This is a genomic window from Alteromonas sp. CI.11.F.A3 (assembly GCF_032925565.1).
GTDB lineage: Bacteria > Pseudomonadota > Gammaproteobacteria > Enterobacterales > Alteromonadaceae > Alteromonas.
The window spans coordinates 3,619,483-3,644,315 of sequence record NZ_CP136708.1 but is presented as its reverse complement, the minus strand read 5'-3'; the positions used below and the strand labels follow the sequence as shown (position 1 = coordinate 3,644,315).

Below are 24,833 nucleotides of genomic sequence, written 5' to 3'. Positions count from 1 at the left end.
TTACTCTGCTGACGCTTGCTGTGTTCTGCCTATCTTGCCTGATGCGTTGATGGCTATGCTATCAGTAACGTTAATTTTTGTAGGCATTTCGAATCGGGCAAGATGCTTTTTACAATGTAGCAGTAACGCTATCGTGGGTTTTGTCTCAATGTCTTTGCTAGCAGAAAGCACAACATCGGCCACAACAAGTTGCCCCATGATACTGCTTTTCTTCGCGTAGACTCGAGCTTGTGACACTAATGGCGATTGTAAAAGCACTTGTTCTACATGCTCGGGGTGCACTTTTTGCCCACCGACGTTAATGGCACCATTTGCTCTGCCTTTAAAGTAAACTCGATTGTCTTTAATCATAACTACATCATTTGTGTTTACGTAGCCTTCTGAATCAACCTCTACAATGGTGTTATTTATCTTTTTTAATTCAGTATTTTGCGCTGCATTAGCCTTGATCCAAAGCACATCTTCGCTATCCACTTTTAAGCTATTCTCATTCACGCCGGTAGTTAACCATTGTTTTGGGAAACCAGGCTGACTATCAGTAACCGCAAACCCTACACCAGCTTCGGTTGAAGCATATACATGCATAATTTTCGCGTTCGGAAATTGGCTGGCTAATAGGGCCAACAAGGGGGCATCGGTAATTTCTCCCCCAAGAGTTATCTTCTCAATAGTGAAAGGAGGCGAGCTATCTGAAAAAGCACTGCTTAATAAAAATTGACGCCAAAGGGTGGGCGTGGCGGAAATCGCATTTACTTTTTCGCGCCTAATAATGTCTACTTTTTTTGTGGTATCGGCGGTGGTGCAATCTACTAACGTGGCACCATTAAGCAGACTTTGTAAGAGTACTTGCAAGCCCGCGTAGCGAAAAGGTTGGTAGCATAATGCCCAGCGGGTTTGCTGATGCTGCTGTCCTTGTTTAATCGCGCGGCATAAACTTGCGCTAGTATGAGCAATCCATTTCGGCGTGCCTGTTGTGCCCGACGTTGGTAAATGCCACACGGTTGCAGCTGTGTTTTTATCTGCGCTATCTGGCGTGCTAGCGCTACTCTTATTAGCGTTGCTTTTATTAGGGAGGGCAAGCGGAACTTCAGGTTGTAGATATAAATTTGCCACCACGCTTTCATAGGCTAATAAGTAGGTTACAAAGGTGGTTAGATTTTCAAAAGAAAGTACCGCCTGGCAAGGCAAGTTTCCCTTAGCGCGTAATGCTTTGGCTTCGACAATTAGGGTTTCGTAAGTGGTGCATTGAATAGCTTGAGCGTCATCATTACCGCTGCTATCTGCTTTGGTATTGTGAACCAGTGCAACACCGGTAAAATTTGAGACCTGCTCAAGCAGCGATAACACCCTGTTAGCCTTCTAATGCACTTGCATAAAGCGCGGTAAACTCGCCAAAGGTGCGCGGGTACACCGCTAGCTGCATTTCACTAAATGGATCTATACCTAAGTCTTCTTCAAGCTGCGCCACTAACATGGCAAATCCTAGTGAATCTAAACCGCTTTGAAGCAGTACGGTTTCATCAGTAATGGTATCGATGAGCGTACAATCTGCAATAACCGCTACATTGGACATGGTATCTAAAATAGTTTGCGCTAACTCAGTTCTGTTTAAATCGCTCATTGGTCTCGTTCATTATTAATGGTTTAAGGTTTAGCAAAGTGTATATGCTGTGCCGCTGCGCCAATTTGCTTTGGTAACATTGAAAGCACTTTTTCCCGTTTGGTAAGCCACTGCTTTTGTTGGTATAAAAAGCGTTTAACCGTAACAGTAGTGCCGTCTTTTTTCTTTGGTTTTTCGTCTATTCGATCTTCAAGTGCTTCGTATTGAAACAACTTGTGCATTTTAAGCACGGATTGGTTGGACGACAGCACCTCGGCATATAAGGCCGCTGCATTTTTATTAATCAATGCATAATCGAGTGCGGCAATTTCTAATAGCAACCCTGACCCCGGCCACACATTGTCCTCACCAATATAACATCCCCATTCTATGCAGGGCGTTGTTAGTTCAGGGTTATTCTCAATAGCGCCCATTGAAGTGAAATTTAATACACCAATAGGGCGCTCGTTTTGCATAAAGACGAAGAACTGCTTTTCCGCGTTGTTTTTAAGTGTTTCAAACCAACTAAGGTGCTGTTGCCAGCTTATCTCATCAGTAGAGTGCATGTTTTCGCGTATGTGCGGTAAGTTACGCCACCCAAGCACCGTTTCAAGGTGTGTCTCGTTCAATGGTATAAACTGACTACTAGGCGAAGTTTTAGTTTTTGCGCTAGTTGCTTTTGAAAGAGGCGCTGCTGGTTTAGATGCTGCTTGTTTAGGTGTTTCGGGAATATGCGTCATGGGATTAAATAAGGTCCCAGCTCATTGGGGTACCCTTTGCCACGTCTTGTTTGACAGGCTTCCCTAACAACATGGGCAAGTTTTTAACTGGCAAACCAAGGCCTGGTCTAATTGAACGCAAGTTTGTGGGGGTTAAAACATCACCGGCCTTCAAATCGTTAGCGATATAAAGCGAACGCCTGTGTACCCGTGAATTCACCTCTGCCTCGGTACAGCCGTAATTAACTTCCCCTACTGCAATGCGCGCGCGCTGACTTTCTTCTACTAGCTGTTTAAATTCTTTAGGTTCTAAAGAAAATGCCGCGTCCACGCCGCCGGCATTTCTATCAATAACGAAATGTTTTTCAATTACACTCGCGCCTAGTGCGGCAGCTGCAATGGCTACCCCTATACCAGTGGTGTGATCAGATAGTCCCACGTGGCATCCGAACATGGCTTTTAAATGGGGCAAGGTCATTAAGTTAGCGTTTACTGGGTCGGCAGGGTATTGACTAGTACATTTAAGTAGCACGTAATTCTCGCAGCCATTGTTACGTAATACATCTACCGCTTCTGAAATTTCTGTCAAACTCGCCATACCCGTAGAGACAATAACGGGTTTGCCCGTTCTAGCCACAGCAGCAATGAGCGCGTGGTCAGTATTTTCAAATGAGGCTATTTTATAACAAGGTACTTCTAGACTTTCTAGAAATGCGACTGAAGTAAGATCGAACGGCGTGCTAAAGGCAACCATCCCTTTTTCTTTCGCTCGTTCAAAAATAGCGTTATGCCACTCCCATGGCGTAAACGCTTTTTCATATAGCTGATACAACGACGAACCGTGCCACAGGCTATTCTCATCATCAATATAGAACTCGCCAGTAGCAATATCTAATGTCATGGTATCCGCAGTGTAAGTCTGCAACTTTAATGCATGTACACCAGCTTCTGCAGCGGCGTCTACCATGGCCAATGCAACATCAAGATCTTGGTTATGATTACCGGATAATTCCGCAATAATAAAAGGGGGCTGTGTGTCACCAATGGTATGGTGACCAATTGAAAATGTATCCACGTTAGCCTTCCTCTCTTAATGTTCTACTGTTTAACAACGACTCGCCTTTTATTTGAATCATTTTTGCTATTATCGCATCAACCACTGCATCAACCCCGCCATCTTTAGGTACAAGCTGCGATGCTATTTGAGACATGCATTGCTGAGTTGATGAATCATTTAACAATGCTATTACGGAACGCTTAATTGTTTCTTCTGTTACTGAGTCGCTTTCCCCTAGCCATTCACACGCCCCCAGCTCTGATAGGTATTTTGTCGTCGCAACCTGGTTAGCAGCGAGAGTGATGATTATGCCTGGTAGGGCAGATACACAGCGTTCCCAGTGCATACTGCCACCCGCACCAATCATTATTGTCGCTTGCTGCATCAAGATAGCCATTCGCGTGGTATCTACGTGCAATGTCATAGTAGAAAATTGCGCCACTTTTGAAACAATCTGAGCATAATTCTCATGCTGGCTACCAATAACAACATCAACGTCAACAAAGGTCGCGTCTATCTTACTTATCGCTGATAGGGTTTTATCGGTTACATTTTGCGGATCTGTACCCCCAAAGCAAACCAGAATACGCTTTCTTTTTTGTTTCTCGTTGGTTTTAAGTGCGATATTGGGTAGGTGTTTGGGTCTTTTTGTTTGTACAGGCGCGTAAAACTCTTCTCTTAATAACGCGAACTGTGGCCCTAAAAGCATAGTGCAGTTATTCGATACAAGGCCATCGTATCGTGAACGATAGTCGGGCAATAAATTCCCATCTAACAAAAGGTCGCAATGGTGTTTTCTATCGGCAAGATCATCAATAACCATTACATTCAAATCGTGGTTGTATAAAAGCGTTTCGTAGCGCTTGTCCAAGCTATAGTGGTCGATAATGATCAAGTCGGTTTCAGGCGATATTACTGCTAACGTATTTGTCGCGTGTTGCGCTGGGTCATTGTTAATGTCATCAATAACATGAATATTATACCCAGCATTTTCTATCTTAAATGAAAGTGCAGCCCCGCTTTTACTGACAACAAATTCGCAATAGGCCTTGCCACGAAGTGCGTGCGCTAAAGTAAGGCAACGCATAACGTGGCCGGCTCCAATAGCAATTGAAGCATCAACTCGAAAAACGACTTTTAGCATTCACCCATCTCTTTAAGTACTTTATACAAGACTTCTGCACGCTTCCAGTCTTCGGGAGTATCGATGTCTTGAACAAGGTGTGATGGGAGTTTAATCATGCGAGATTGAGGTGAAAATACGCGCTTGGTTTTATCCAACCATGTGTTGGCATTAGCAACGTATAGCTGTCCAGCATCATGAAAGGTGTCTGGTAAGTCTTGTGATCGCTTACCAATAGTTTCAGGGTTGAATGGCATCACTTCACCAAGCTCAGATTGCAAAAGTGCCCGTTGAATGGGAAAAGAAAATTGATTTACCGTAAAAACAAACTCAGCATTGTCTTGCTGGAGCCGGTGAACTGCATCGTTAATCAACGTACCTGTTAAAAAAGGAGCAGTGGCATACAAACACGCACATACATCAACATTCCATCCGAGCGCGACTAACGATTCAAGCGCACTGCGAATTACCGGCGTAGTGCCTGTTTTATCGTCTGCCAGTGAAACTTCTCTTAAGAAAGGCACTTCTGCACCATATTGCATAGCAATGTCGGCAATTTCTTCGTCGTCAGTGGAGACCACGACTTTATCTATAGCAATACTGCTAAGGGCAGCTTCTATCGAATAGGCAATAATAGGCTTGCCCCGAAATAACTTGATATTCTTTCGAGGAATGCGCTTACTTCCGCCTCGGGCTGGAATAATGGCTATATTCATTGATACGTGCTCTATACCTTTGCTTGCATTATGGCTTGGTAGTTTTTACTCGCAGCATTTTTTAAGCGACGAGTAAGCGTGCTTCTTTGACTTTATCGGCCACAAATGAAATTTGTGAAGGCGTAAGGCTTGGAAATAGTGGAAGGGTAATGGCTTGCGAGTAGTAGGTTTCGGCATTTGGGCAATAGCCCTTCCTAAAGCCTAAGGCTTGATAATAAGGCTGCAGGTAAATCGGAATATAGTGAACATGCCCTACAACACCTTGTTCTCGCAGGAACGTTATTGCATCGCGATGCTGAGCGTCATCAATACCAATGAAGCGCACTACGTAAAGATGATAGCTGCTGTAGCAATCTTCTTCGACCATTAGAGGCGCTAATTCAACCTGACTACCGGCGAACGCCGCGCGCATTTCAGAAAATAATTGATTGTAGCGCTTAGCATGTTGATTACGCCTCTCTACAAACTGGGACAATTTTGTAAGTTGGCTTAGACCTAGTGCCGCTTCTACATCATTCATGCGGTAGTTGAAACCCAACGTGTGCTGTTGATAATACCAAGGGCCGTGGGAAGGTTCGGTGAATAAAGCCGGATCGGCAGATACACCATGACTTCGTTGCAGCGCCATTTGATTGTACAGGTCTTCGTTGTTAGTAAGCGCCATACCACCTTCCATTGTGGTAATAATTTTGACGGGATGAAAACTAAAGATACAAATATCTGAAAATTCGCAACTTCCTACATATTTATCGTTATAGCGAGCACCTACCGCATGTGAAGCATCTTCGATTATTCGAAATTGATACCGGGTTGCAAGTTTCGCTAGTTCAGCCATGTCGCAAGACTGCCCTGCAAAATGAACGGGTATCAGTACTTTGGGTAGCGTGTTGTTGCGTTCTGCCACTTCAAGTTTTTCAGCAAGCGCGCTCATGCACATGTTGCCGGTGGTAAGATCAATATCAACAAAATCCACATCTGCACCACAGTAAAGCGCGCAGTTTGCCGATGCGACAAACGAGTTTGGGGATGTCCATACACAATCGCCTAGCCCCACATTTAGTGCCAAACAGGCAAGATGTAATGCAGAAGTGGCGCTGTTGGTTGCCACTGCATGGTTGGCATTGCAATAACTGGCCATCGCTTGTTCGAATTTTGGCACCATCGGGCCCTGTGTCAGCCAATCAGATTTTAGGGCTGACACTACTGCCTCAATATCATCGTCGTCTAAATGCTGACGACCATAAGGGATCATGCCTCAGATTCCTCGTTAAACTGAATTATCTCATCGACAGTTAAAAACGAGGGATTTGTGTCTGAAATATATTCGAAACCTTCTGCTACTGGCCTACCTTTTTCATCAAGGGCATTGCTAGTAAAATTATTGCTGCGGTGAAAGAATTTAATAGCCGGCGCAATCACGAAATGATCGTCAAATTCATAAGTGTGAAATGCCATATCGCCGGGGCACATCATTTCGTGTAGTTTTTCACCGGGTCGTATACCAATAATCTTTATCGGTAAGTTAGGTGCCATCGCTTTTGCTAATTCGGTAATGCGAATAGAGGGGATTTTAGGAACAAAAATCTCCCCGCCAAGCATACGAGCGAAGTTTTTCAATACAAAATCAACGCCTTGCTGAAGGGTTATCCAGAAGCGCGTCATATCCTGATGGGTAATGGGGATATGGTCGCTACCTTCATCAATTAACTTGTTGAAAAAGGGCACTACTGACCCTCTTGAACCCACCACATTGCCATAGCGAACCACTGAGAATCGAGGTTTCTTACCGCCAACCATATTATTGGCTGCAACAAACAATTTATCTGACGCCAATTTGGTTGCACCGTAGAGATTTACTGGGTTAGCCGCTTTGTCGGTGGATAATGCAATGACTTTACTCACACCGTTATCAATGGCGGCATTTATAACATTTTCTGCGCCATCTATATTGGTACGAATACATTCGGTAGGGTTGTACTCTGCGGCTGGAACTTGTTTCATTGCGGCAGCGTGTATAACGTAATCAACGCCTTGCATAGCACGAGTTAGCCTGTCTTTATCACGGACATCACCAATGAAATATCGCATGCAAGGTGCATTAAACTTTTGCTGCATTTCGTATTGCTTGAGTTCATCTCGAGAGTAGATGATTAAGCGTTTTGGTTTGTAACGAGACAACAAGGTTTCTGTGTATTTGTGGCCAAAAGACCCAGTGCCACCTGTTATCAGTATTGATTTACCGTCGAACATGTCTCGCTCGCTATTTTTATCATTATGAAAATAAATATATCATGTGTCGGCGCGAATGCCATAAACCATTAGTTTTTAACAGTTCCTATTCGCTATTTTTCGCTTTTAAACACAAATTTAGCACGCTAATCCATATATGAGTATGGCAATGTATACTTATTAATAATGTAGTGGGGTACTTGGGTTTACGAAAATGCTGTATAATTACTGAACTAATTACCACAATTAACACTTAACCGGAGGTTAAAATGTTGAAAGTTGATTCTGACATCGGCAGTTCGCTTCTTCAGCAAGTACAAGAAAAGCAAAATACGCTTTTGGAAAAACTTGCGTCCGGAAAAGAAATTAATAGCGCATCAGACGGCGCCGCTGCCCAGCAAATTATTGACCGTTTAACCTCTGAGGTTGAAGGCAATCGTCAGGCTGTGAACAACGTTTATGACGGCATATCGTTAGCTCAAGTCGCTGAAGGCGGGTTGAGTAACATCAACGATGATGTGAATCGTATACGCGAACTTACTATTCAGTCAGGTAATGGCATTTTAAGCGACGGCGACCGTCAAGCGCTGCAATCTGAAATATCACAGCTTCAAGAAAATATTAGCTTTACCATTGAGCAAACCAATTTTGCAGGTAAACCCTTGTTGTCTGACAATGGCGCGTTGAGTTTTCAAGTTGGGGCGAATGCTGGCAATTCAGTTGACGTTAAAACCCAAGATATTGGCAGCCAGCTATCAGACGTTCTTTCTATCGATTTAACCTCTGGTAGCAGTGTTGATGATGCGTTAAACGCTACCGACGAAGCGATTGAAATTTTAGGTGGTGCACGTGGCGATTTAGGCGCTACGCAAAATAGTTTGGCTAGTACTGCTCGAAATTTAACCCAATCCAATGTAAACACGGCAGAAGCGCGTAGCCGAATTCAAGATTTAGATTACGCTCAAGCAAGCTCTCAACAAGCGGCAAATGATGTGCAAGGACAAGCGGCTTTAACGGTTCAAGCCCAAGCTAATCAGCAGCAAGGGCAGGTTTTGGCGTTGCTCAGTTAAACATTAAATTTGAGTGAGTTATTCGAAAGAAGCAGGGAAACCTGCTTTTTTTATTGCTACATTTCCGAAAACACCAGTTGCGCTGCGATCTTTTGTCGTTACAATTTACAAATGCGCTAAACTGTAAATAATAACAAAGCGTTCTCGGGGATTTGATGAAGGATATTTTGCTGGTTAGTGATAGCCAGGAACTAATTCATAGCTTAGAAACCATAGTCACCTTTTTGGGAGAGTCGTGTCAGTCACGAGGGCTTTCTGACTGTGAAAGTTACCTGAAAGAAAAGGGCGCAGATGCGGTGCTTATTGAGTACGCGTCGCCGTCAGTGATAAATTCACTGGTTGCTCGTTTTCCACACATACCATTCGTTGCCATTTTACATTCAAATGGCGAAGTGGCCGCGTCGTGCAATTTAGTCAGCGTGATCACTTTACCGCTTACTTACCCAGTACTTACGCAATCAATTCACCGATGCCAAGAATATAGCCGCAGAAAGCCGGGTAAAACACGCGCTGGTGGTTCTAAAACTCGGCTGTTTAGAAGTTTGGTGGGTAAAAGCGACGAGATTCAGATAGTACGCCGTTTAGTAGAGCAAGTAGCTCCAACAGAGGCTACAGTGCTAATTTTGGGTGAATCTGGTACAGGTAAAGAAGTGGTGGCACGTAATGTACATTTCTTGTCAGAACGTAAAGATGGCCCTTTTATCCCGGTTAACTGCGGTGCTATTCCCGGCGAGCTTCTTGAAAGTGAATTGTTTGGTCACGAAAAAGGCGCGTTTACCGGTGCGATAAGTGCTCGTAAAGGCCGTTTTGAGTTAGCCGAAGGCGGAACATTATTTCTAGATGAAATTGGCGACATGCCGTTGCAGATGCAAGTCAAACTGCTTCGGGTGCTGCAAGAGCGTATTTATGAGCGAGTAGGTGGCAGTAAGCCTCTACAGTGCAATGTTCGTATTATTGCGGCTACCCATCGTCATCTAGAAACTATGATCAAAGAAGATAAGTTTCGTGAAGATCTCTATTACCGCTTAAATGTGTTCCCTATCGATAGCCCTGCACTGCGTCAACGCAAAGATGACATTCCTTTGCTATTGCAAGAACTCAATAGTCGTATTCAAGGTGATGGTGTAGAAAGCGTACGTTTCACTGAGCGCGCCATTGCATCGTTGATGGAGCATAACTGGGCAGGTAACGTACGAGAGCTATCAAACCTTGTTGAGCGTTTAAGTATTTTATATCCAGGTCAAATCGTTGATGTGGCCGACCTTCCAGAGAAATACCAGTACGGTGAAATTCAAGCGTACGAACCAGATTACCCTGAAGAATTGCTAGAGCGAGATGCCTTTAATGCACTTTTTGCTGAATCAGCCTCTCAAGAACACTTTGATGAACCTGAGGAAGAAAGCAGTTTGCCGCTTTCCTCTGCGTTGCCTGAGGAAGGGGTTAATCTAAAAGAATACTTATCTGAACTTGAAATTACCCTCATTCGCCAAGCCTTAGAACAACAAGAATGGGTTGTCGCTCGCGCTGCAGATAAGCTAGGAATGCGCAGAACCACCCTTGTTGAGAAAATGCGTAAGTACGATATTCAGCGTATGGAAGAAGTTTAACGTCAGGTAATTGACGTTAAATTTCTTTCTGAATTTACTGTAACTACCTGATAAGTATAATCTAAAAAACTGGCATGCCTTCTGCAATGTAAAATCATATACACAAACCGTCTTTAAATTGACGAGAGCCATATGATTTTTGATAGCACACACGACAGCAGTACTTCATCTTCTGAACAATTCACATCATCTTACGATGTGCCTAGTGTCGAGCATGCGCTTGAGGCTGCAACACCGTCGTATGTGAGTGAAGCAGAAGTCAGTTCACTTCGTCGCCAAGCCAGTCGTTTGGAGAACTTGCTTCAAGTCATGCCTGCAGGCGTCATCGTTATTGACGGCAAAGGGGTTGTACGTCAAGCCAATGATTTAGCTAAAGCATTACTGGGCGAGCCGCTAGAAGAACAAGTATGGCGTAGCATCATTTCTCGCTCATTTAACCCGCGTGCAGACGATGGTCATGAAGTGTCATTGGTAGATGGTCGTCGCGTTAAACTTTCTATAACGCCACTAGAAGACGAGCCAGGGCAGCTTATTGTAATTACAGACTTGACGGAAACCCGTCGGCTTCAAGCCAGTGTCAGTCATATGCAGCGTTTATCTTCATTAGGCAAAATGGTGGCATCGCTTGCGCATCAGATTCGCACGCCTTTATCAGCAGCTATGCTCTATGCCGCTAATTTAACGCGAAAAGATTTACCGCAACATGCATCTGAGCAATTTGCTCGAAAGATGACAGACAGGCTTAAAGAGTTAGAAAGCCAAGTTAATGACATGCTGCTGTTTGCCAAATCCGGCGAGCAACAAGTGGTGAATACCTTATCGCTTGCCAGTTTGCGAGAAGCTATTGAGCCCAACGCGCAAACTATCACCGCGCAGCATGCACAAAAAATTACTTTTAATGGCTTCGATTCAACCGATGCACTTATCACGGGCAACCTCACTGCGCTACAAGGTGCTGTGTTGAACCTTATCCAAAATGCGAGTCAGGTTACGCCCAAGGGTTACACGGTGTCGATTAATGCGGTAGTACATGAAGATAGCGTACTGCTTTGCGTTAATGATAAGGGGCCTGGTGTACCAAATACCTTAATCAATAAAATATTCGAGCCGTTTTTTACCACCAAAACCCATGGCACAGGGCTGGGGTTAGCCGTGGTGAAATCGGTAGCTAAAGCACATAACGGCTCGCTTAGCGTGGTAAATCTTAATGAAGGTGGTGCCTGCTTTACGCTTTCATTACCTTGTAATACTCATGCTATCGGGCAACACAATAAGCCTCACTCAAATGTCGCTTAATTGCTAGGAGAATTAGAAATGTCTAAAACAACTATTCTTATCGTGGAAGACGATGCTGGATTACGCGAAGCGTTGTACGACACCTTATTACTAGGCGATTACGATGTTGTGGATGCCGACTGTGCCGAGGCTGCGCTAATGGTATTAGCGGGGAGAAAGATAGATCTTGTGGTAAGTGATATCCAAATGGGTGAAATGAGTGGGCTTGCTTTACTAAAAAGCATCAAGACGAAATACCCTCAACTTCCGGTGTTATTAATGACAGCGTATGCCACCATTGATGACGCCGTGCAGGCCATGCGAGATGGGGCTACTGATTATTTGTCCAAACCATTCGCCCCTGAAGTGCTACTTAATCTTGTTGGACGCTATGCGCCTGCTCAAAAAGTAGAATCTTGCACGCCTATAGTAGCTGACCCTTCAAGTTTAAAATTACTCGAATTATCAAGAAAAGTGGCGAAGTCAGAAGCGACCGTAATGGTGCTTGGGCCAAGTGGTTCTGGTAAGGAAGTACTTTCTCGCTATATACACGACCAGTCTTCTCGCGCAGATGCACCTTTTGTGGCCATTAACTGCGCAGCTATTCCTGAAAACATGCTTGAAGCTACCTTATTTGGTTATGAAAAAGGCGCGTTTACTGGCGCTGTTCAAGCTTGCCCAGGTAAGTTTGAACAAGCCCAGGGCGGAACGCTATTATTAGATGAAATTACCGAAATGGATTTAGCGCTTCAGGCGAAACTACTTCGTGTTATTCAAGAGCGTGAAGTAGAGCGGCTTGGTGGTCGTAAAACAATTAAATTAGATGTGCGGGTTATTGCAACCAGTAACCGAGATTTACGTAAAGCGGTAGAGCTTGGAAACTTCCGAGAAGATTTATATTACCGTTTAAATGTGTTTCCTATTACATGGCGTCCGCTCGCGGAACGTCCAGGTGATATTGTACCGCTCGCTGAACACCTTATTAATCGTCACACGAGTGTGCAAGGTTTAGGTAATGTACGTCTCAGTGCAGCGGCACGAAATAAGTTGGCGCAATACACATGGCCAGGTAACGTGCGAGAGCTTGAAAACGTTATTCAGCGGGCGCTTATACTGTGTGAAGACGGCAGTATAGAGTCTGGTGACTTGATGATTGATATGGCCGTGCATGAGGAGATGGAAGTAAAGCAGGATGAGCCAGAAGACAATAGTCGCTTAGGCTCGGAGCTTCGCCAGCAGGAGCATCAAATTATTCTTGATACACTTACCCTGTGCAACGGTAAGCGTAAAGATGTAGCTGAAAAGCTAGGTATTAGCCCTCGAACCTTACGCTATAAGTTAGCCAGAATGCGTGAAGATGGGATTGAATTACCGGCCTAACATCTTAAACTAGCTTGGTAATAAAGAGGGGCGGTTAGCCCCTTATTTTTAATGCTTTAGCTGCGGTGCTTTTCGTATTGTGCTTGCAGTTGCGCTTGTATTTATACTTGCTTGGACCGGGCGTCACGGAAACGCGGTATACCTTCTGCGCTGCCATTAAGCATTTTGCATCGCGTATTTACATAATCTTACGTCTATTCACTTTCTTGACGCTATTTTTTCCTCTCTGTCATAAAATTGGCAACTCCCTTAAAAAACGCTATAACCTATTGCTTTTAAATGGTTTTTAAAGTTGGCTTGCCGCTTGCTTATAGTTAAACATAAGTAATTAAAGCGCATTGTCGTTAAGCGGCAATTCCCCACCGACATTCGAAGGAGTGGTTATGGACGTTAAAGCCAATAGTTTGTACCAAGAAATGCAAAGCATGATTGGGCAAACTCGTATGCCTGCAAACGAACTTCAACCATCAAACGAGATTAATCCCTCGGCCAACGAGTTCTCTACCATGCTTAAGCAAGCGGTAGATGGGGTTAATGGTATGCAATTAGAATCTAAAGATTTACAGCAGCGGTTTGAAATGGGTGATAAGTCACTAAGCCTTGCCGAAGTTATGCTAACTAAAGAAAAAGCAGGCATAGCTTTTGAGGCCACAGTGCAAGTACGTAACAAGGTACTTGAAGCTTATAAAACCATTATGAACATGCCGGTGTAGTTGGAGTAAGTCATGGCTGAAGCAACAGGCACAAATTTAACCGTTAACGACCCTTCCATGGGGAACGATAGCGAGCCTGAGAATAAATCAGGATTCATGGATACCTTAGGCAGTGCAGACATGATGCGCCAAATGGCGTTAGTGGTAGTGCTTGTCATTTGTGTCGCCATTGCAGTCTTCATACTAATTTGGGCGCAAGAGCCTGATTTTCGTCCGTTAGCAAAAATGGAAACCCAAGAGCTTATTGAAACCTTGGATTACATGGACGCTAACCAAATTGAATATCGTTTAGAGGGAAATACGGTATACGTTCGAAGCGACGAATTTCAAACTATACGTTTAGGCATGACGCGTCAGGGCTTAACCGGCTCTTCTGATGCTGGAACCGATATTATCATGCAGGACATGGGATTCGGTGTAAGTCAGCGGGTAGAGATGGAACGCTTGAAACACGCCCGTGAGCAACAAATCGCTGCGACTATTGAAGATATCTCAAGTATACAAAAAGCTCGGGTTCTATTGGCGATGCCAAAAGAAAATGTGTTTGCTCGCCGTGAGAAAAAAGCCTCGGCTACTGTAGTACTAACCGCCAAGCGCGGCAAAGTGATTGCAGGAGAGGAAGTTGACTCAGTTATCGATATCGTGGCGTCAGCGGTACAAAACATGGAGCCTTCTGCGGTAACGGTTACCGATAGCAATGGCCGGTTACTAAATTCGGGTTCACAAGACTCACTAAGCGCTCGAGCAAGAAAAGAATATGAAATTGAAAGGCAGCGTGAACAAGAATACCTTGAAAAAATTGATGCTATTCTTATTCCAGTTCTAGGCATCGGTAATTACACCGCGCAAGCGGATGTCAGTATGGATTTTACTGCGCTTGAGCAAACTCAGCGCAGTTATAACCCTGATTTACCTGCTGTTCGTAGCGAAATGATCAACGAACAAAATAGCGTGGGTGGTGGTGCCATGGGTATTCCTGGTGCGCTAACTAACCAACCTCCGTTAGACTCAAATATTCCTGAAAATCCAGAAGCAGGTGCACAAGCTACGTTGCCAGGCAGCACATCGAAAGTCTCTACTCGAAACTACGAGCTGGACACCACCATTAGTCATACCAAAAAACAAAGTGGCGTAATCCGCAGGTTAAGCGTATCGGTGGCGGTAGACTATCTTCAAGTTACTGGTGAAGATGGCACTACCTCGGCAGAGCCTCGTAATCAAGAAGCCTTGCTAAACATTCGCCGTCTGCTACAAGGTGGTGTTGGGTTTGACGTGACCCGTGGCGATTCGTTAGAAGTCGTGAGTGTGCCTTTCACCCGTATGGATGATGGTATTGTTGAAGATGCGCCAATATGGGAACAGCCTGCATTTTTGCCTATACTTAAGCTAGTTATTGGTGGTTTGGTTATTATCGTGCTTATCATCTTTGTGATAAGACCAATGCTACGTCGCTTGATTAACCCAGATGAGTCGAAAGAAGCGGATGACTTTGATGCAGACGAAGGCCTGGATCTTGGTGACGAAACCATTAGTATGCTATCTACTGATTTCGATGAAGGTCAAGTGGGCTTTGCGGCAGATGGCTCACTAATGCTGCCAGATTTACATAAAGATGAAGACGTATTAAAAGCGGTTCGTGCACTGGTTGCGAACGAACCTGAATTGTCAGCCCAGGTTGTTAAGGGCTGGCTGATGCAAGATGAGTAAGTGAGAGCGTATTATGGCTGAAGAACTTGCCACTACTGAAGAAGCGTCCTATGACGTCAGTAAGTTAGAAGGGGTTGAAAAAGCCGCTATCTTGCTTCTGAGTTTGTCTGAAGAAGACGCTGCACAAATTTTAAAACATCTTGAGCCAAAGCAAGTTCAAAAGCTGGGCTCTGAGATGGCAAAAGTAGATGATATGACACAGACAAAAATTACGTCTGTGCATAAACACTTTATTGAAGAGATTCAAAACTACAGTACTATCGGCTTCCAAAGCCAAGACTTTGTTAAGCGAGCCCTTACCGCTGCATTAGGTGAAGATAAAGCGGCTAACTTAATTGACCAAATTCTGATGGGAAGTGGGGCGAAAGGTCTCGATTCGTTGAAGTGGATGGACTCGAAGCAAGTAGCCAGTATCATCCGAAACGAACACCCTCAGATTCAAACTATTGTATTGTCGTACTTAGAGCCAGAACAGAGTGCCGAAATATTGGCACAGTTCCCAGAAAAAGTACGCTTAGACTTACTTATGCGTATTGCGAACCTTGAAGAAGTTCAGCCTGCTGCACTGCAAGAGCTTAACGAAATCATGGAGAAACAGTTCGCCGGTCAAGCGGGTACGCAAGCGGCTAAAATGGGCGGCCTGAAATCTGCTGCGAACATCATGAACTACCTTGATACCGCTATTGAAGGTCAGTTGATGGATGCTATCCGTGAACAAGACGAAGAAATGAGTCAGCAAATTCAAGATCTCATGTTCGTATTCGACAACTTAGTCGATGTAGACGACAAAGGTATTCAAGCTATCTTGCGCGAAGTGCAACAAGATGCGCTGCTTAAGTCGATTAAAGGTGCGGACGAAGAGCTTAAGAACAAGATTATGAAAAACATGTCGAAGCGTGCGGCAGAAATGCTTAACGACGACCTTGAAGCCTTGGGACCTGTACGTATATCTGAAGTTGAAACTGCACAGAAAGAAATTCTCTCTGTTGCCAGAAGACTTTCCGATTCAGGTGAAATTATGCTGGGCGGCGGAGGCGGTGAAGAGTTCTTATAACCCTTCATTATTTATTCGCTATTGTGGTTAAAATAGGCCTTTGCGCTAGTTTGCTAAAGGCCTCATGAACGTTACCTGGGTAGATTGATGTCATCAAATAAAGGCTTCAGCGACGACGAATTAAGCGATGCAAAACCTTGGGATTTGCCCTTCGTTGAACAGCCCGAAAAGCCACAAGATAAAGATAAAACCAACGCGCTAAATTTCCGTTCAGATTGGAAATACGAGCCACCAGAAGAGGAAGAGGCTGAAATCCTTCCTCCTACTGCACAAGAAATCGAAGCTATTAGACAAGCTGCTCACGATGAAGGCTACGGACAAGGCAAAGCGCAAGGTTTTGAAGAAGGGAAAGCCGAAGGCCTAGCGCTAGGACTTAATGAAGGTCGTGAGTCTGGACATGCTGAGGGGCTTGAGCAAGGATTAGAAGAAGGTAAGGGCTTAATTTCCTCGCAAGTTGAAGTTTGGCAGCAACTTATTGAAAAACTTCATACGCCATTATCACAAGCTAACGACGAAACCCGCGATCAGCTGGTTAAGCTTGCAGTTACTCTTGCTAAATCTGTAATCAAAACCGAAATTACGTCAAACGAGCAAGTGATTTTACAAGCGCTTAGCGAAGGAATGAAAGCTCTGCCGGTTAATCAAACTCGGTATCAAATTCATATGCATCCGGATGATATAGCGCTAGTTACCGAACATTATTCCGAAGCTACGTTAAAAGAGAAAGATTGGCAGTTCATTGAAGCGCCTACTATGGAGCGAGGTGGCTGTGATATTGCGACTGAACAAAACGCTGTAGATGTTTCAATAGAACGCCGCTGTCGCGATGTCATCGACAAATTTATGGTTAATCAGGGGTTATCAGATGACTAGCCCTTGGCATGCCCATTTTGACAGCTTGCAGAAACAAGTGTCATCACCGCCTATTGTGGCGGCAGGTAAACTTGTCAGAGGCATAGGCCTTACCCTAGAAGCTGTTGGGTGCCAACTACCAGTCGGTAGTCAGTGCCTTGTGCAAACCATTGAAGGCGAAATTGAGGCCGAAGTGGTGGGGTTTGGCGCCGATATTACTTATCTCATGCCCACCGAAGCAGTGCGGGGCATAGTACCCGGAAGTCGGGTAATGCCGCTCAACCGACAAAGTGGCCTTGCCGTTGGCATGGGGCTGTTGGGTCGTGTGGTTGACGGTAATGGCAACCCGCTAGATGGGCTTGGCGAAATTCAAACTGAAACCCGCGTACCTACTACGCGCCCCCCTATTAACCCGTTAATTCGCCGTGCCATTACTCAGCCTATGGATGTGGGTGTTCGCGCTATTAATGCACTAAATACCGTTGGCGTAGGTCAACGCATGGGGCTTTTTGCAGGTAGTGGCGTGGGGAAAAGTGTTTTACTCGGTATGATGACCCGTGGCTGCGAAGCCGATGTGGTTGTGGTTGGCTTGGTGGGAGAACGGGGCCGAGAAGTAAAAGAGTTCATCCACGATATCTTAACCGAAGAAGAGCGCGCACGTGCGGTAGTGGTAGCAGCACCGGCTGATACTTCACCATTAATGCGCTTAAAGGGCTGCGAAACGGCAGTCACCATTGCTGAATACTTTCGTGATCAGGGCTTAAAAGTTTTACTGCTTATCGATTCTTTAACTCGCTATGCCATGGCGCAACGTGAAATTGCATTAGCGGTGGGAGAGCCTCCCGCCACAAAAGGGTATCCGCCTTCGGTATTTGCCCGATTACCTGCATTGGTAGAAAGGGCGGGTAACGGTAGTGAGAAGCAAGGGTCTATTACTGCCTTTTACACGGTACTTACCGAAGGTGACGATTTACAAGATCCCATTGCCGATGCCGCACGGGCTATTTTAGATGGTCACGTTGTGCTATCACGGACTCTCGCCGACAGTGGTCATTACCCCGCCATCGATATTGAAGCCTCTATCAGCCGTGTTATGCCGATGGTGGTCAGCGATGAACATCAACAGATGGCACGAAGAGTAAGACAAGTTTATTCAAACTATAAACAAAACCAAGATCTTATATCCATTGGTGCTTATGCCAAAGGTTCAGATCCTCGTATCGATTTAGCCATTCGTGCAGAGCCTGCAATTAATGCATTCCTGCAACAAGGCATGAAGAACGTATTGCCTTACGATGAATGTCTAGAAGGCATGGCGGCATTAGCGAAAGGCCTAGGGCAAGGGTAATCAATTATGTCTAAACAATTAGAACGCCTCGCTGAATTTGAACGAGAAAGAGAGCAACGCATTGCGCAAATGTTCCAACAAGCACAGCAGAATGTGATGCAACAGAAACAAAAGCTCACCAGCCTTGAGCAATATAGAATTGATTACTTAAAGGGCATTCAGCAAACCGGCAAAGCGGGTGTAACTGCTACCCATTATCAACAGCATTTGTCGTTTGTAGGCAAATTAGATAAGGCCTGCGAGCAGCAAATGAATGTCATTGCACAAGCGAATATGGCCGCCGATCAGCGTAAACAGCTTTGGCTAAAGCAGCAGCAAAAAGTAAAAGCAGTAGAGTTGTTACTTAATAAACGTCATTTAGCTAAAGTGGCAAAAGAAGCGAGGGCAGAACAAGCTATGATGGACGAATTTGCCATGCAGAAATTTTTTAGAAGTGGAAAAACCTTTTTCTAGTCAGTTTCTCTAATTTTTCATTCACCCCAAGTCTTTCAATCCTTTCGATTTTTTAAATACCTCGTCGTTTAACCTCCACAGTGGAACACTCTTTGCAAATTCGTTAATCATTAATGTGTTTATACGCCTAATTTGAATAACGATATGGCAGCTTTCCTAAGCTGAATGTCGGCCTACAGCCCACGGACACTGGGGTTGTAGAGGCCAAACGATTCAATCTGGGTTTTCATAGTTCTGACTTACAAAGTCATAGCAGGACGGTAAAAATATGATGCAACAAGTTGCCGCACAAAAAACAGACATTGCCGCATTGCCTTTCTCGGCCTCATCAACGGCAAAAGCCGTAGAAGCTGGCATGGGTACAGAAGATTCATCGCAGAATAACAAAGCGTTTGAAGCTGCTTATATTCAGGCAAAAGAAGCGAGTGCAAAGTCACTCGACGCCCAAAATAGAACTCATTCATCGCGACACGCAAGTGCCTCGGTAAACGACAGTGCGAACCCTGCAATCGAAAAGAAGTCAGCTAATAACCGCTCGGTTGACCCAGAGGCCGGAAATGTTGATTTACCGCCGGTGAAAGATGATGAAGCGCAAGCGCAAAATGGCGATCAAGCAGAGCAAACAGGCAGTAAAGGCGAAGTGGGGGATGTAACCTCACCTGACGAAGGCACTGATGAATCGGCAATGACAGACATTGCTGATGCGCAGGCACGACGAATCGACGCTGATGCGAAGAAAGACGGCAAAGACGATGGCCTAAATAACGGTGAAACTAAAAAGGACTTCTTTGGCGGCCATATCGACTTACCACCCGAAGAGTTATCGAGTATTGGAAACGGGGATAGCGAAGTCTCCACAGACTGGGTTGAGTATGTCACCTCTATGATGGGCGCTTCTAGTGATGCTGAGGTTTCTTCAGATGCCGAGGCTACGGCCGATACCAGTATTGATGATTTATCAGACGCTGGCGAGATAGAAGATGCCGAATTAGCCGCGAAGCAATTAGCACAAGCTTTGCTAGCGGGTGATGAGTTAGTGAGCGATGACGTACTAAGTGCACTGGCATCAAATAACGGTAGCAACGAAAGCGATGCAGAGACAAACGGTGCTTTAAGCGCAACGAGTCTTCCGGACGATGTTGATGCTAGTTCAGCAACGGAAGTAACGGCCTATCTAATGAGCTTGCTTGAGGGACAAACCGGTGACGAACTTGGTCAAGGTGCGGGCGAAGGGCTTAGTAATGAAACCTTAGAAGCAGTAAAAGCACTCACCGCTGCGCTATTGGCTAAAGCAAATGACAACGCTGCAACAAGCGACGTCGATGCAGGGCAGTCGGAAAATGCTGATCCCTTAGCTAACCTGCTTGCGCAGTTTTTAGGTAATGCTAGCGAGAATGGTGAAGAAAGCTCTGATGCTCTGGCGCAAAATGCAGAGCAAGCATTCTTAGCTGAACAAGAAGCAGTAGATAAACAAGCTTTAAGTGCCGATGAAGCGTTAGTGTTAAGTCTTCTTCAAGAGCAAATGCAAATAGCTGGGCAAACTGACACGAAAGAGGCGCTAAATGCAGCGCTAGCCAATGGTGTTTCAAGCCAATCTTCTGCATCAACGCAAACGAATAATAAAGCTATCGATACAGTCTCTACCGAAGCTAGCGATATACTTACCGATAGTCAGGGTGAATCTTTGCTGCAGTCACTCGCGATGATGTCACCAGAAAGTGCACAAAAGGCGACGGAAGCATTTGCCGAGCGGGTAGCAGCATCTTTGCCTACCGCGACCACCGCAGCCCAGCAACAAGCGGTTAAATCGAATCTAATTGCTGGCATTAACGAGTTTCAGCAACAAGTCGCTCAAGGGCGTGAGCCAGGAATAGATCTTTCGGCACTTGTAGCCGATGCAGCCTCTGAAGCAGGGTTAACACAAACTCAAATGCAGAATGTTGCGGGGCAAACTGATGTGCTAGCTGGGCAGTTTATGCAATTGGTAAACGGTACCCAACAAAGCGCGCATCAAGTATTGCAAAGTGAGCTAGTCAGTATCGATTCTCACATGAATGAAAATAACCAAGTTCGAGCAGAGTCAACCAAAACTCAGCTTCAATTTGATGGTGCTGACAAACCGGTTAATATTTTGAAGCCCGAAGGCCAGCAGCAGCTGCATGAGAAAATTCGCTGGATGGTGAATGCGCGAAACAGTATGGCAGAAATTAGGCTCGACCCGCCTGAACTAGGCAGCATGCAGGTGCGTGTGAATGTATCTGGCGATGCAGCCAGTGTAAGTTTCATTGTGCAGTCGCAATATGCTAAAGATGCACTAGCCGATGCCATGCCAAGGCTAAAAGATATGCTAGCAGAGCAAGGCATTAATTTAGGCGAATCAGAAGTTCGTAAAGATAATTCGTCACAAAATGGTGATGGAAGTGGCCAGCAACTTGCAGGTAACGGTGTAGCTAGCCAAGATACCGACGGTGAGTTCGACGAGGGCTCCACGGTGATAGAGCAATCTGTCACGAGGGAAGCGAAAGGCGGTATAGACTATTACGCTTAGTAGGTAGATAGCAAAGGCAAAGACTTAAGTAGGGTTGATGTACAATTGTGCTATCTGCTATAAGAACTGCAAATTTATGCAGGCTTACGTTGCCATTTGCGTCGTAAGCCTGATAATACGAGTTCCTCGTGGGATATTGACGGATTAGACATGGCTGAAGAAGAGTTACAGATTGAAGAAGGTGGTAAAAAGAAAGGCAAAATGATGCTGATTATTATTATCGCCGTGGTGTTAGTTGGCGGTGGTGCAGCAGCCTATTTTCTTTTATTCGCTGGTGGTGATGAGCCTGTTGCTGCAGAGCAACTTGCCGAAACCGACGAGCAAGCAGCCACTGAAGCAGCGGCTCCAGGTGGAAGCGCTGAAGTAGGTACCGCCTTGTACGTTGCTATGCCACGCCCTTTCGTTTTTAACGTTCCGGGCACAGGTCGAGACCGATTAGTACAAATTAAAGTGCAGCTTCTAGTGCGGGGCTCAGACAACGAAGAGTTGGCTAAAACCCACATACCGCTTATTGAAGGCACTTTACTGCAAGTCTTTAGTACATCAAATGCCGATGATTTGGTGACTGAAGCAGGAAAAATTGAACTGCGTGAACAAGCGGTGACTGAAGTACAAAAAGTGCTTAAAGACATCGCGGGAAGTGATGTGGTTGAGCGTGTGCTCTTCACTGGTTTTGTGATGCAATAACAGGTAGATAACTGTGAGTGATTTATTATCTCAAGATGAAATCGATGCCCTCCTACACGGGGTAGACGATGTAGAAGAAGACGAGGTTAGCGATGCTGATTCCGATGCTTCTACGCTAGAGTACGACTTCTCCTCACAGGATAGGATTGTTCGTGGGCGTATGCCTACACTTGAAATCGTTAATGAACGCTTTGCCCGTCATATGCGGGTGAGTTTGTTCAATATGATGCGCCGCTCTGCGGAAGTGTCAATTAACGGTATTCAAATGATTAAGTTTGGTGAATACATTCATACCTTGTTTGTACCCACTAGCTTGAACATGGTGCGGTTTCGCCCACTTAAAGGTACTGGCCTTATCACCATGGAAGCCCGTTTGGTTTTCATTCTGGTAGATAACTTCTTTGGGGGTGATGGCCGCTACCATGCAAAAATTGAAGGGCGCGAATTTACGCCAACAGAGCGGCGTATTATTCAAATGCTGCTCAAGATTATTTTTGAAGATTACAAGGAAGCGTGGGCGCCAGTCATGGACGTGTCTTTTGAGTATTTAGACTCAGAAGTAAACCCTGCGATGGCGAACATTGTGAGCCCCACTGAAGTAGTGGTGATAAGCTCGTTTCATATAGAGCTTGATGGTGGTGGTGGCGATTTCCACGTGTCACTTCCATACTCAATGCTTGAGCCTATCCGCGAATTGCTAGATGCGGGTGTGCAAAGCGATAAAGAAGACACTGATTTACGTTGGAGTAAAGCACTTCGCGATGAAATCATGGACGTAAAAGTGGCACTAACTACTCACATGCTCGATGTAGATGTGTCGTTACGCCAAGTCATGGAATTTAAACCAGGTGAAATTATTCCTGTGGAAATGCCAGAAACCATTACGGTGCTAATTGAAGATTTACCGACGTTCAGAGCTAAACTAGGTCGTTCGCGCGATAACTTAGCTCTGAAGATAGTAGAAAAGATTGCAAGACCGACTTCTGTGAAGTCTGAGCTACAATTATTAACCCGCGGCGGGCGCATTATAGATAATGATGCCGAGCTGCAAGTACTCGAAGAAGACCTGTAAGGTGAGGGGAATATCCCATGAGTGAAGACGGTATGGACGATTGGGCTGCCGCCATGGCGGAGCAAGCCGATTCTGAAGCTGACGATCAGGAAAACGATGATGTTCAGGTTGCAGAACTCGACGAATTAACCGACGACACACCCATAACCCAAGAAGAGAAAAAGAAGCTGGATACCATTTTGGATATTCCAGTTACTATCTCGATGGAAGTAGGGCGTAGTCAAATAAGTATCCGAAATCTGCTACAGTTGAATCAGGGATCTGTGGTGGAGCTGGACCGAGTTGCTGGTGAACCATTAGATGTATTGGTAAATGGCACGTTGATTGCTCATGGTGAAGTAGTAGTGGTCAACGATAAATTCGGTATTCGGTTAACGGATGTTATTAGTCAAATCGAGAGAATCAAGAAGCTTCGATAAATCTTCTTACATAGCAAGGGGTTGCGCAATGCTGCCCCTTATATTTTCGCAAGTAGTGAATGCGCAATCTACCCAATCAATCACTAACCCCACCTCTGTAGTGTCAATTTTTCTATCACTTCTTTTAGTGGTTGGAATTATTTTTGCGCTTGCTTACCTTATGCGTCGATTTAATGTCGGTACCATGGGTGGTGGCCAAATGAAGGTAGTCGCCAGTATGGTGGCAGGCACTAAAGAAAAAATTATGGTTATTCAGGTGGGCGACGAACAGCACCTTGTGGGCGTGACCAGCCATAATATTTCCCATTTAAGTAAACTTGAGAAGCACTTAGAAACGCCAGTAGCAAATGGGCAGCAAGGTAGCGGTGACGCATTTAAACAAAAGCTGGTTGCCGCCATGGCAGGAAAGCTGAACCCCTCAATAAAGGAAGATAAAAACGATGCGTAAGTTTTGGACCGCATTTTTTGTAGTGTTAGCTTCTTGGGTGATTGCTGAGCCTGCATTGGCCCAACAAGGTATTTCAGCAGTAACTGTGGTGACTAACGACGACGGCTCGCAAGATTACACCATGACGTTACAAGCGCTGTTTATTATGACAGCGCTCAGTCTTATTCCTGCATTCATCATGATGATGACTTCGTTCACCCGTATCATCGTGGTGTTATCGATTTTGCGCCAAGCGATTGGTTTGCAGCAATCTCCTTCTAACCAAATTTTGGTTGGGGTAAGTTTGTTTCTCTCTATGTTTATTATGGCGCCGGTGTTTGAAGAAATTAACGAGCGCGCCTTGCAGCCGTATTTGTCAGAGCAAATGACAAGTTTGGATGCCATCGAGCAAGCTAAAGGCCCAATGCGTGCCTTTATGCTGTCGCAAACTCGGGTGAAAGACTTAGAAACCTTTGTGCGGATTGCTGGCGATGAAGGAAAGTATGCTGACACGGAAGAAGTGCCAATGACGATTCTCATTCCTGCCTTTGTCACCAGCGAGCTTAAAACTGCATTTCAAATTGGGTTTATGCTGTTTATTCCCTTTCTTATTATCGACCTTGTTGTGGCGTCAATATTGATGGCTATGGGTATGATGATGCTGTCACCCATGATTGTTTCTTTGCCATTTAAGCTCATGTTATTTGTGTTAGTTGATGGTTGGAATCTCATATTTGGCACACTGGCTACCAGTTTCGGTATGGGTGTGTAGGAGGG

The 24,833-nt window shown here is 45.0% G+C and carries 24 protein-coding genes; 16 read left to right on the top strand and 8 right to left on the bottom strand.

Going from position 1 to position 24,833, the window contains the following annotated elements; genetic code table 11:
• The 8 genes from R1T43_RS15750 to pseB all read right to left on the bottom strand — a co-directional run bounded on the left by R1T43_RS15750 (position 1) and on the right by pseB (position 7,465).
• A complete protein-coding gene (locus R1T43_RS15750; RefSeq protein ID WP_317350306.1) occupies positions 1 to 1,347 on the bottom strand; it encodes a fatty acid--CoA ligase family protein in 1,347 nt (448 codons plus the stop codon).
• Positions 1,348 to 1,351: 4 nt separating this feature from the next.
• Entirely contained in the window at positions 1,352 to 1,621 is a 270-nt protein-coding gene (locus R1T43_RS15745; RefSeq protein ID WP_211071144.1) for a phosphopantetheine-binding protein, read from the bottom strand.
• A gap of 23 nt (positions 1,622 to 1,644) precedes the next feature.
• Positions 1,645 to 2,340: a UDP-4-amino-4,6-dideoxy-N-acetyl-beta-L-altrosamine N-acetyltransferase gene (gene pseH / locus R1T43_RS15740; protein WP_317350305.1), complete on the bottom strand. Its 696-nt coding sequence runs from the start codon at positions 2,338 to 2,340 to the stop codon at positions 1,645 to 1,647.
• Positions 2,341 to 2,344: 4 nt separating this feature from the next.
• Complete coding sequence (gene pseI, locus R1T43_RS15735) at positions 2,345 to 3,394, bottom strand: pseudaminic acid synthase (RefSeq protein ID WP_211071146.1); 1,050 nt, start codon at positions 3,392 to 3,394, stop codon at positions 2,345 to 2,347.
• A gap of 1 nt (position 3,395) precedes the next feature.
• Positions 3,396 to 4,520: a UDP-2,4-diacetamido-2,4,6-trideoxy-beta-L-altropyranose hydrolase gene (gene pseG / locus R1T43_RS15730; protein WP_317350304.1), complete on the bottom strand. Its 1,125-nt coding sequence runs from the start codon at positions 4,518 to 4,520 to the stop codon at positions 3,396 to 3,398.
• On the bottom strand, positions 4,514 to 5,215 hold the full coding sequence (gene pseF / locus R1T43_RS15725; RefSeq protein ID WP_317350303.1) for a pseudaminic acid cytidylyltransferase: 702 nt from the start codon (positions 5,213 to 5,215) through the stop codon (positions 4,514 to 4,516). The genes pseG and pseF overlap by 7 nt, the downstream gene beginning before the upstream one ends.
• A 61-nt stretch (positions 5,216 to 5,276) precedes the next feature.
• Positions 5,277 to 6,467, bottom strand: coding sequence for a UDP-4-amino-4,6-dideoxy-N-acetyl-beta-L-altrosamine transaminase (pseC, locus tag R1T43_RS15720; protein ID WP_317350302.1), 1,191 nt, complete (start codon positions 6,465 to 6,467; stop codon positions 5,277 to 5,279).
• Complete coding sequence (gene pseB, locus R1T43_RS15715; RefSeq protein WP_211071150.1) at positions 6,464 to 7,465, bottom strand: UDP-N-acetylglucosamine 4,6-dehydratase (inverting); 1,002 nt, start codon at positions 7,463 to 7,465, stop codon at positions 6,464 to 6,466. Before pseB ends, pseC begins: the two co-directional genes overlap by 4 nt.
• 248 nt (positions 7,466 to 7,713) lie before the next feature.
• Here pseB and R1T43_RS15710 point away from each other — a divergent pair, with 248 nt between their 5' ends.
• The 16 genes from R1T43_RS15710 (at position 7,714) to fliP (ending at position 24,828) form a co-directional block, all read left to right on the top strand.
• Positions 7,714 to 8,514 carry a flagellin gene (locus R1T43_RS15710; RefSeq protein WP_211071151.1) on the top strand — a complete coding sequence of 267 codons (801 nt, stop codon included), beginning with the start codon at positions 7,714 to 7,716 and terminating at the stop codon, positions 8,512 to 8,514.
• 155 nt (positions 8,515 to 8,669) lie between these two features.
• Positions 8,670 to 10,121 carry a sigma-54 dependent transcriptional regulator gene (locus R1T43_RS15705; protein ID WP_211071152.1) on the top strand — a complete coding sequence of 484 codons (1,452 nt, stop codon included), beginning with the start codon at positions 8,670 to 8,672 and terminating at the stop codon, positions 10,119 to 10,121.
• 132 nt (positions 10,122 to 10,253) lie between these two features.
• Positions 10,254 to 11,417 (top strand): sensor histidine kinase, encoded by a 1,164-nt coding sequence (locus R1T43_RS15700; RefSeq protein WP_317350301.1) that lies wholly within the window; start codon positions 10,254 to 10,256, stop codon positions 11,415 to 11,417.
• A gap of 18 nt (positions 11,418 to 11,435) precedes the next feature.
• Positions 11,436 to 12,776: a sigma-54 dependent transcriptional regulator gene (locus R1T43_RS15695; RefSeq protein WP_317350300.1), complete on the top strand. Its 1,341-nt coding sequence runs from the start codon at positions 11,436 to 11,438 to the stop codon at positions 12,774 to 12,776.
• Between the two features lie 383 nt (positions 12,777 to 13,159).
• Positions 13,160 to 13,489 (top strand): flagellar hook-basal body complex protein FliE, encoded by a 330-nt coding sequence (fliE, locus tag R1T43_RS15690; protein ID WP_013785107.1) that lies wholly within the window; start codon positions 13,160 to 13,162, stop codon positions 13,487 to 13,489.
• A 12-nt stretch (positions 13,490 to 13,501) separates the two neighbouring features.
• Positions 13,502 to 15,196, top strand: a complete 1,695-nt coding sequence (fliF, locus tag R1T43_RS15685; RefSeq protein ID WP_317350299.1) for a flagellar basal-body MS-ring/collar protein FliF — start codon at positions 13,502 to 13,504, stop codon at positions 15,194 to 15,196.
• Positions 15,197 to 15,209: 13 nt separating this feature from the next.
• Complete coding sequence (gene fliG, locus R1T43_RS15680) at positions 15,210 to 16,250, top strand: flagellar motor switch protein FliG (protein WP_013785105.1); 1,041 nt, start codon at positions 15,210 to 15,212, stop codon at positions 16,248 to 16,250.
• A gap of 87 nt (positions 16,251 to 16,337) precedes the next feature.
• Positions 16,338 to 17,123 carry a flagellar assembly protein FliH gene (gene fliH, locus R1T43_RS15675; RefSeq protein WP_211071156.1) on the top strand — a complete coding sequence of 262 codons (786 nt, stop codon included), beginning with the start codon at positions 16,338 to 16,340 and terminating at the stop codon, positions 17,121 to 17,123.
• Complete coding sequence (fliI, locus tag R1T43_RS15670) at positions 17,116 to 18,450, top strand: flagellar protein export ATPase FliI (RefSeq protein WP_211071157.1); 1,335 nt, start codon at positions 17,116 to 17,118, stop codon at positions 18,448 to 18,450. The genes fliH and fliI overlap by 8 nt, the downstream gene beginning before the upstream one ends.
• 6 nt (positions 18,451 to 18,456) lie before the next feature.
• A complete protein-coding gene (gene fliJ, locus R1T43_RS15665) occupies positions 18,457 to 18,903 on the top strand; it encodes a flagellar export protein FliJ (protein WP_317350298.1) in 447 nt (148 codons plus the stop codon).
• 268 nt (positions 18,904 to 19,171) lie between these two features.
• The gene (locus R1T43_RS15660) at positions 19,172 to 21,451 is read left to right on the top strand and encodes a flagellar hook-length control protein FliK (protein WP_317350297.1); all 2,280 of its coding nucleotides are present in this window, start codon (positions 19,172 to 19,174) and stop codon (positions 21,449 to 21,451) included.
• 150 nt (positions 21,452 to 21,601) lie between these two features.
• Positions 21,602 to 22,138, top strand: coding sequence for a flagellar basal body-associated protein FliL (gene fliL / locus R1T43_RS15655; RefSeq protein ID WP_317355879.1), 537 nt, complete (start codon positions 21,602 to 21,604; stop codon positions 22,136 to 22,138).
• A 13-nt stretch (positions 22,139 to 22,151) separates the two neighbouring features.
• Positions 22,152 to 23,210, top strand: coding sequence for a flagellar motor switch protein FliM (fliM, locus tag R1T43_RS15650; protein WP_211071159.1), 1,059 nt, complete (start codon positions 22,152 to 22,154; stop codon positions 23,208 to 23,210).
• Positions 23,211 to 23,227: 17 nt separating this feature from the next.
• The gene (fliN, locus tag R1T43_RS15645; protein ID WP_013785098.1) at positions 23,228 to 23,629 is read left to right on the top strand and encodes a flagellar motor switch protein FliN; all 402 of its coding nucleotides are present in this window, start codon (positions 23,228 to 23,230) and stop codon (positions 23,627 to 23,629) included.
• Positions 23,630 to 23,657: 28 nt separating this feature from the next.
• A complete protein-coding gene (gene fliO, locus R1T43_RS15640; RefSeq protein ID WP_211071160.1) occupies positions 23,658 to 24,077 on the top strand; it encodes a flagellar biosynthetic protein FliO in 420 nt (139 codons plus the stop codon).
• A complete protein-coding gene (gene fliP / locus R1T43_RS15635) occupies positions 24,070 to 24,828 on the top strand; it encodes a flagellar type III secretion system pore protein FliP (RefSeq protein ID WP_057793300.1) in 759 nt (252 codons plus the stop codon). The genes fliO and fliP overlap by 8 nt, the downstream gene beginning before the upstream one ends.
• Positions 24,829 to 24,833: the final 5 nt, after the last annotated feature.

What these genes read in the sequence shown, in the direction of transcription:
- pseF (WP_317350303.1), bottom strand. Translation starts at nt 5,215, where the DNA reads ATGAATATAGCCATTATTCCAGCCCGAGGCGGAAGTAAGCGCATTCCT.
- R1T43_RS15695 (WP_317350300.1), top strand. Translation starts at nt 11,436, where the DNA reads ATGTCTAAAACAACTATTCTTATCGTGGAAGACGATGCTGGATTACGC.
- fliI (WP_211071157.1), top strand. Translation starts at nt 17,116, where the DNA reads ATGACTAGCCCTTGGCATGCCCATTTTGACAGCTTGCAGAAACAAGTG.
- pseH (WP_317350305.1), bottom strand. Translation starts at nt 2,340, where the DNA reads ATGACGCATATTCCCGAAACACCTAAACAAGCAGCATCTAAACCAGCA.
- pseC (WP_317350302.1), bottom strand. Translation starts at nt 6,467, where the DNA reads ATGATCCCTTATGGTCGTCAGCATTTAGACGACGATGATATTGAGGCA.
- R1T43_RS15745 (WP_211071144.1), bottom strand. Translation starts at nt 1,621, where the DNA reads ATGAGCGATTTAAACAGAACTGAGTTAGCGCAAACTATTTTAGATACC.
- R1T43_RS15710 (WP_211071151.1), top strand. Translation starts at nt 7,714, where the DNA reads ATGTTGAAAGTTGATTCTGACATCGGCAGTTCGCTTCTTCAGCAAGTA.
- R1T43_RS15700 (WP_317350301.1), top strand. Translation starts at nt 10,254, where the DNA reads ATGATTTTTGATAGCACACACGACAGCAGTACTTCATCTTCTGAACAA.
- fliH (WP_211071156.1), top strand. Translation starts at nt 16,338, where the DNA reads ATGTCATCAAATAAAGGCTTCAGCGACGACGAATTAAGCGATGCAAAA.
- fliE (WP_013785107.1), top strand. Translation starts at nt 13,160, where the DNA reads ATGGACGTTAAAGCCAATAGTTTGTACCAAGAAATGCAAAGCATGATT.
- fliO (WP_211071160.1), top strand. Translation starts at nt 23,658, where the DNA reads ATGCTGCCCCTTATATTTTCGCAAGTAGTGAATGCGCAATCTACCCAA.
- pseG (WP_317350304.1), bottom strand. Translation starts at nt 4,520, where the DNA reads ATGCTAAAAGTCGTTTTTCGAGTTGATGCTTCAATTGCTATTGGAGCC.
- fliF (WP_317350299.1), top strand. Translation starts at nt 13,502, where the DNA reads ATGGCTGAAGCAACAGGCACAAATTTAACCGTTAACGACCCTTCCATG.
- pseB (WP_211071150.1), bottom strand. Translation starts at nt 7,465, where the DNA reads ATGTTCGACGGTAAATCAATACTGATAACAGGTGGCACTGGGTCTTTT.
- fliJ (WP_317350298.1), top strand. Translation starts at nt 18,457, where the DNA reads ATGTCTAAACAATTAGAACGCCTCGCTGAATTTGAACGAGAAAGAGAG.
- fliN (WP_013785098.1), top strand. Translation starts at nt 23,228, where the DNA reads ATGAGTGAAGACGGTATGGACGATTGGGCTGCCGCCATGGCGGAGCAA.
- R1T43_RS15660 (WP_317350297.1), top strand. Translation starts at nt 19,172, where the DNA reads ATGATGCAACAAGTTGCCGCACAAAAAACAGACATTGCCGCATTGCCT.
- fliP (WP_057793300.1), top strand. Translation starts at nt 24,070, where the DNA reads ATGCGTAAGTTTTGGACCGCATTTTTTGTAGTGTTAGCTTCTTGGGTG.
- fliL (WP_317355879.1), top strand. Translation starts at nt 21,602, where the DNA reads ATGGCTGAAGAAGAGTTACAGATTGAAGAAGGTGGTAAAAAGAAAGGC.
- R1T43_RS15705 (WP_211071152.1), top strand. Translation starts at nt 8,670, where the DNA reads ATGAAGGATATTTTGCTGGTTAGTGATAGCCAGGAACTAATTCATAGC.
- fliG (WP_013785105.1), top strand. Translation starts at nt 15,210, where the DNA reads ATGGCTGAAGAACTTGCCACTACTGAAGAAGCGTCCTATGACGTCAGT.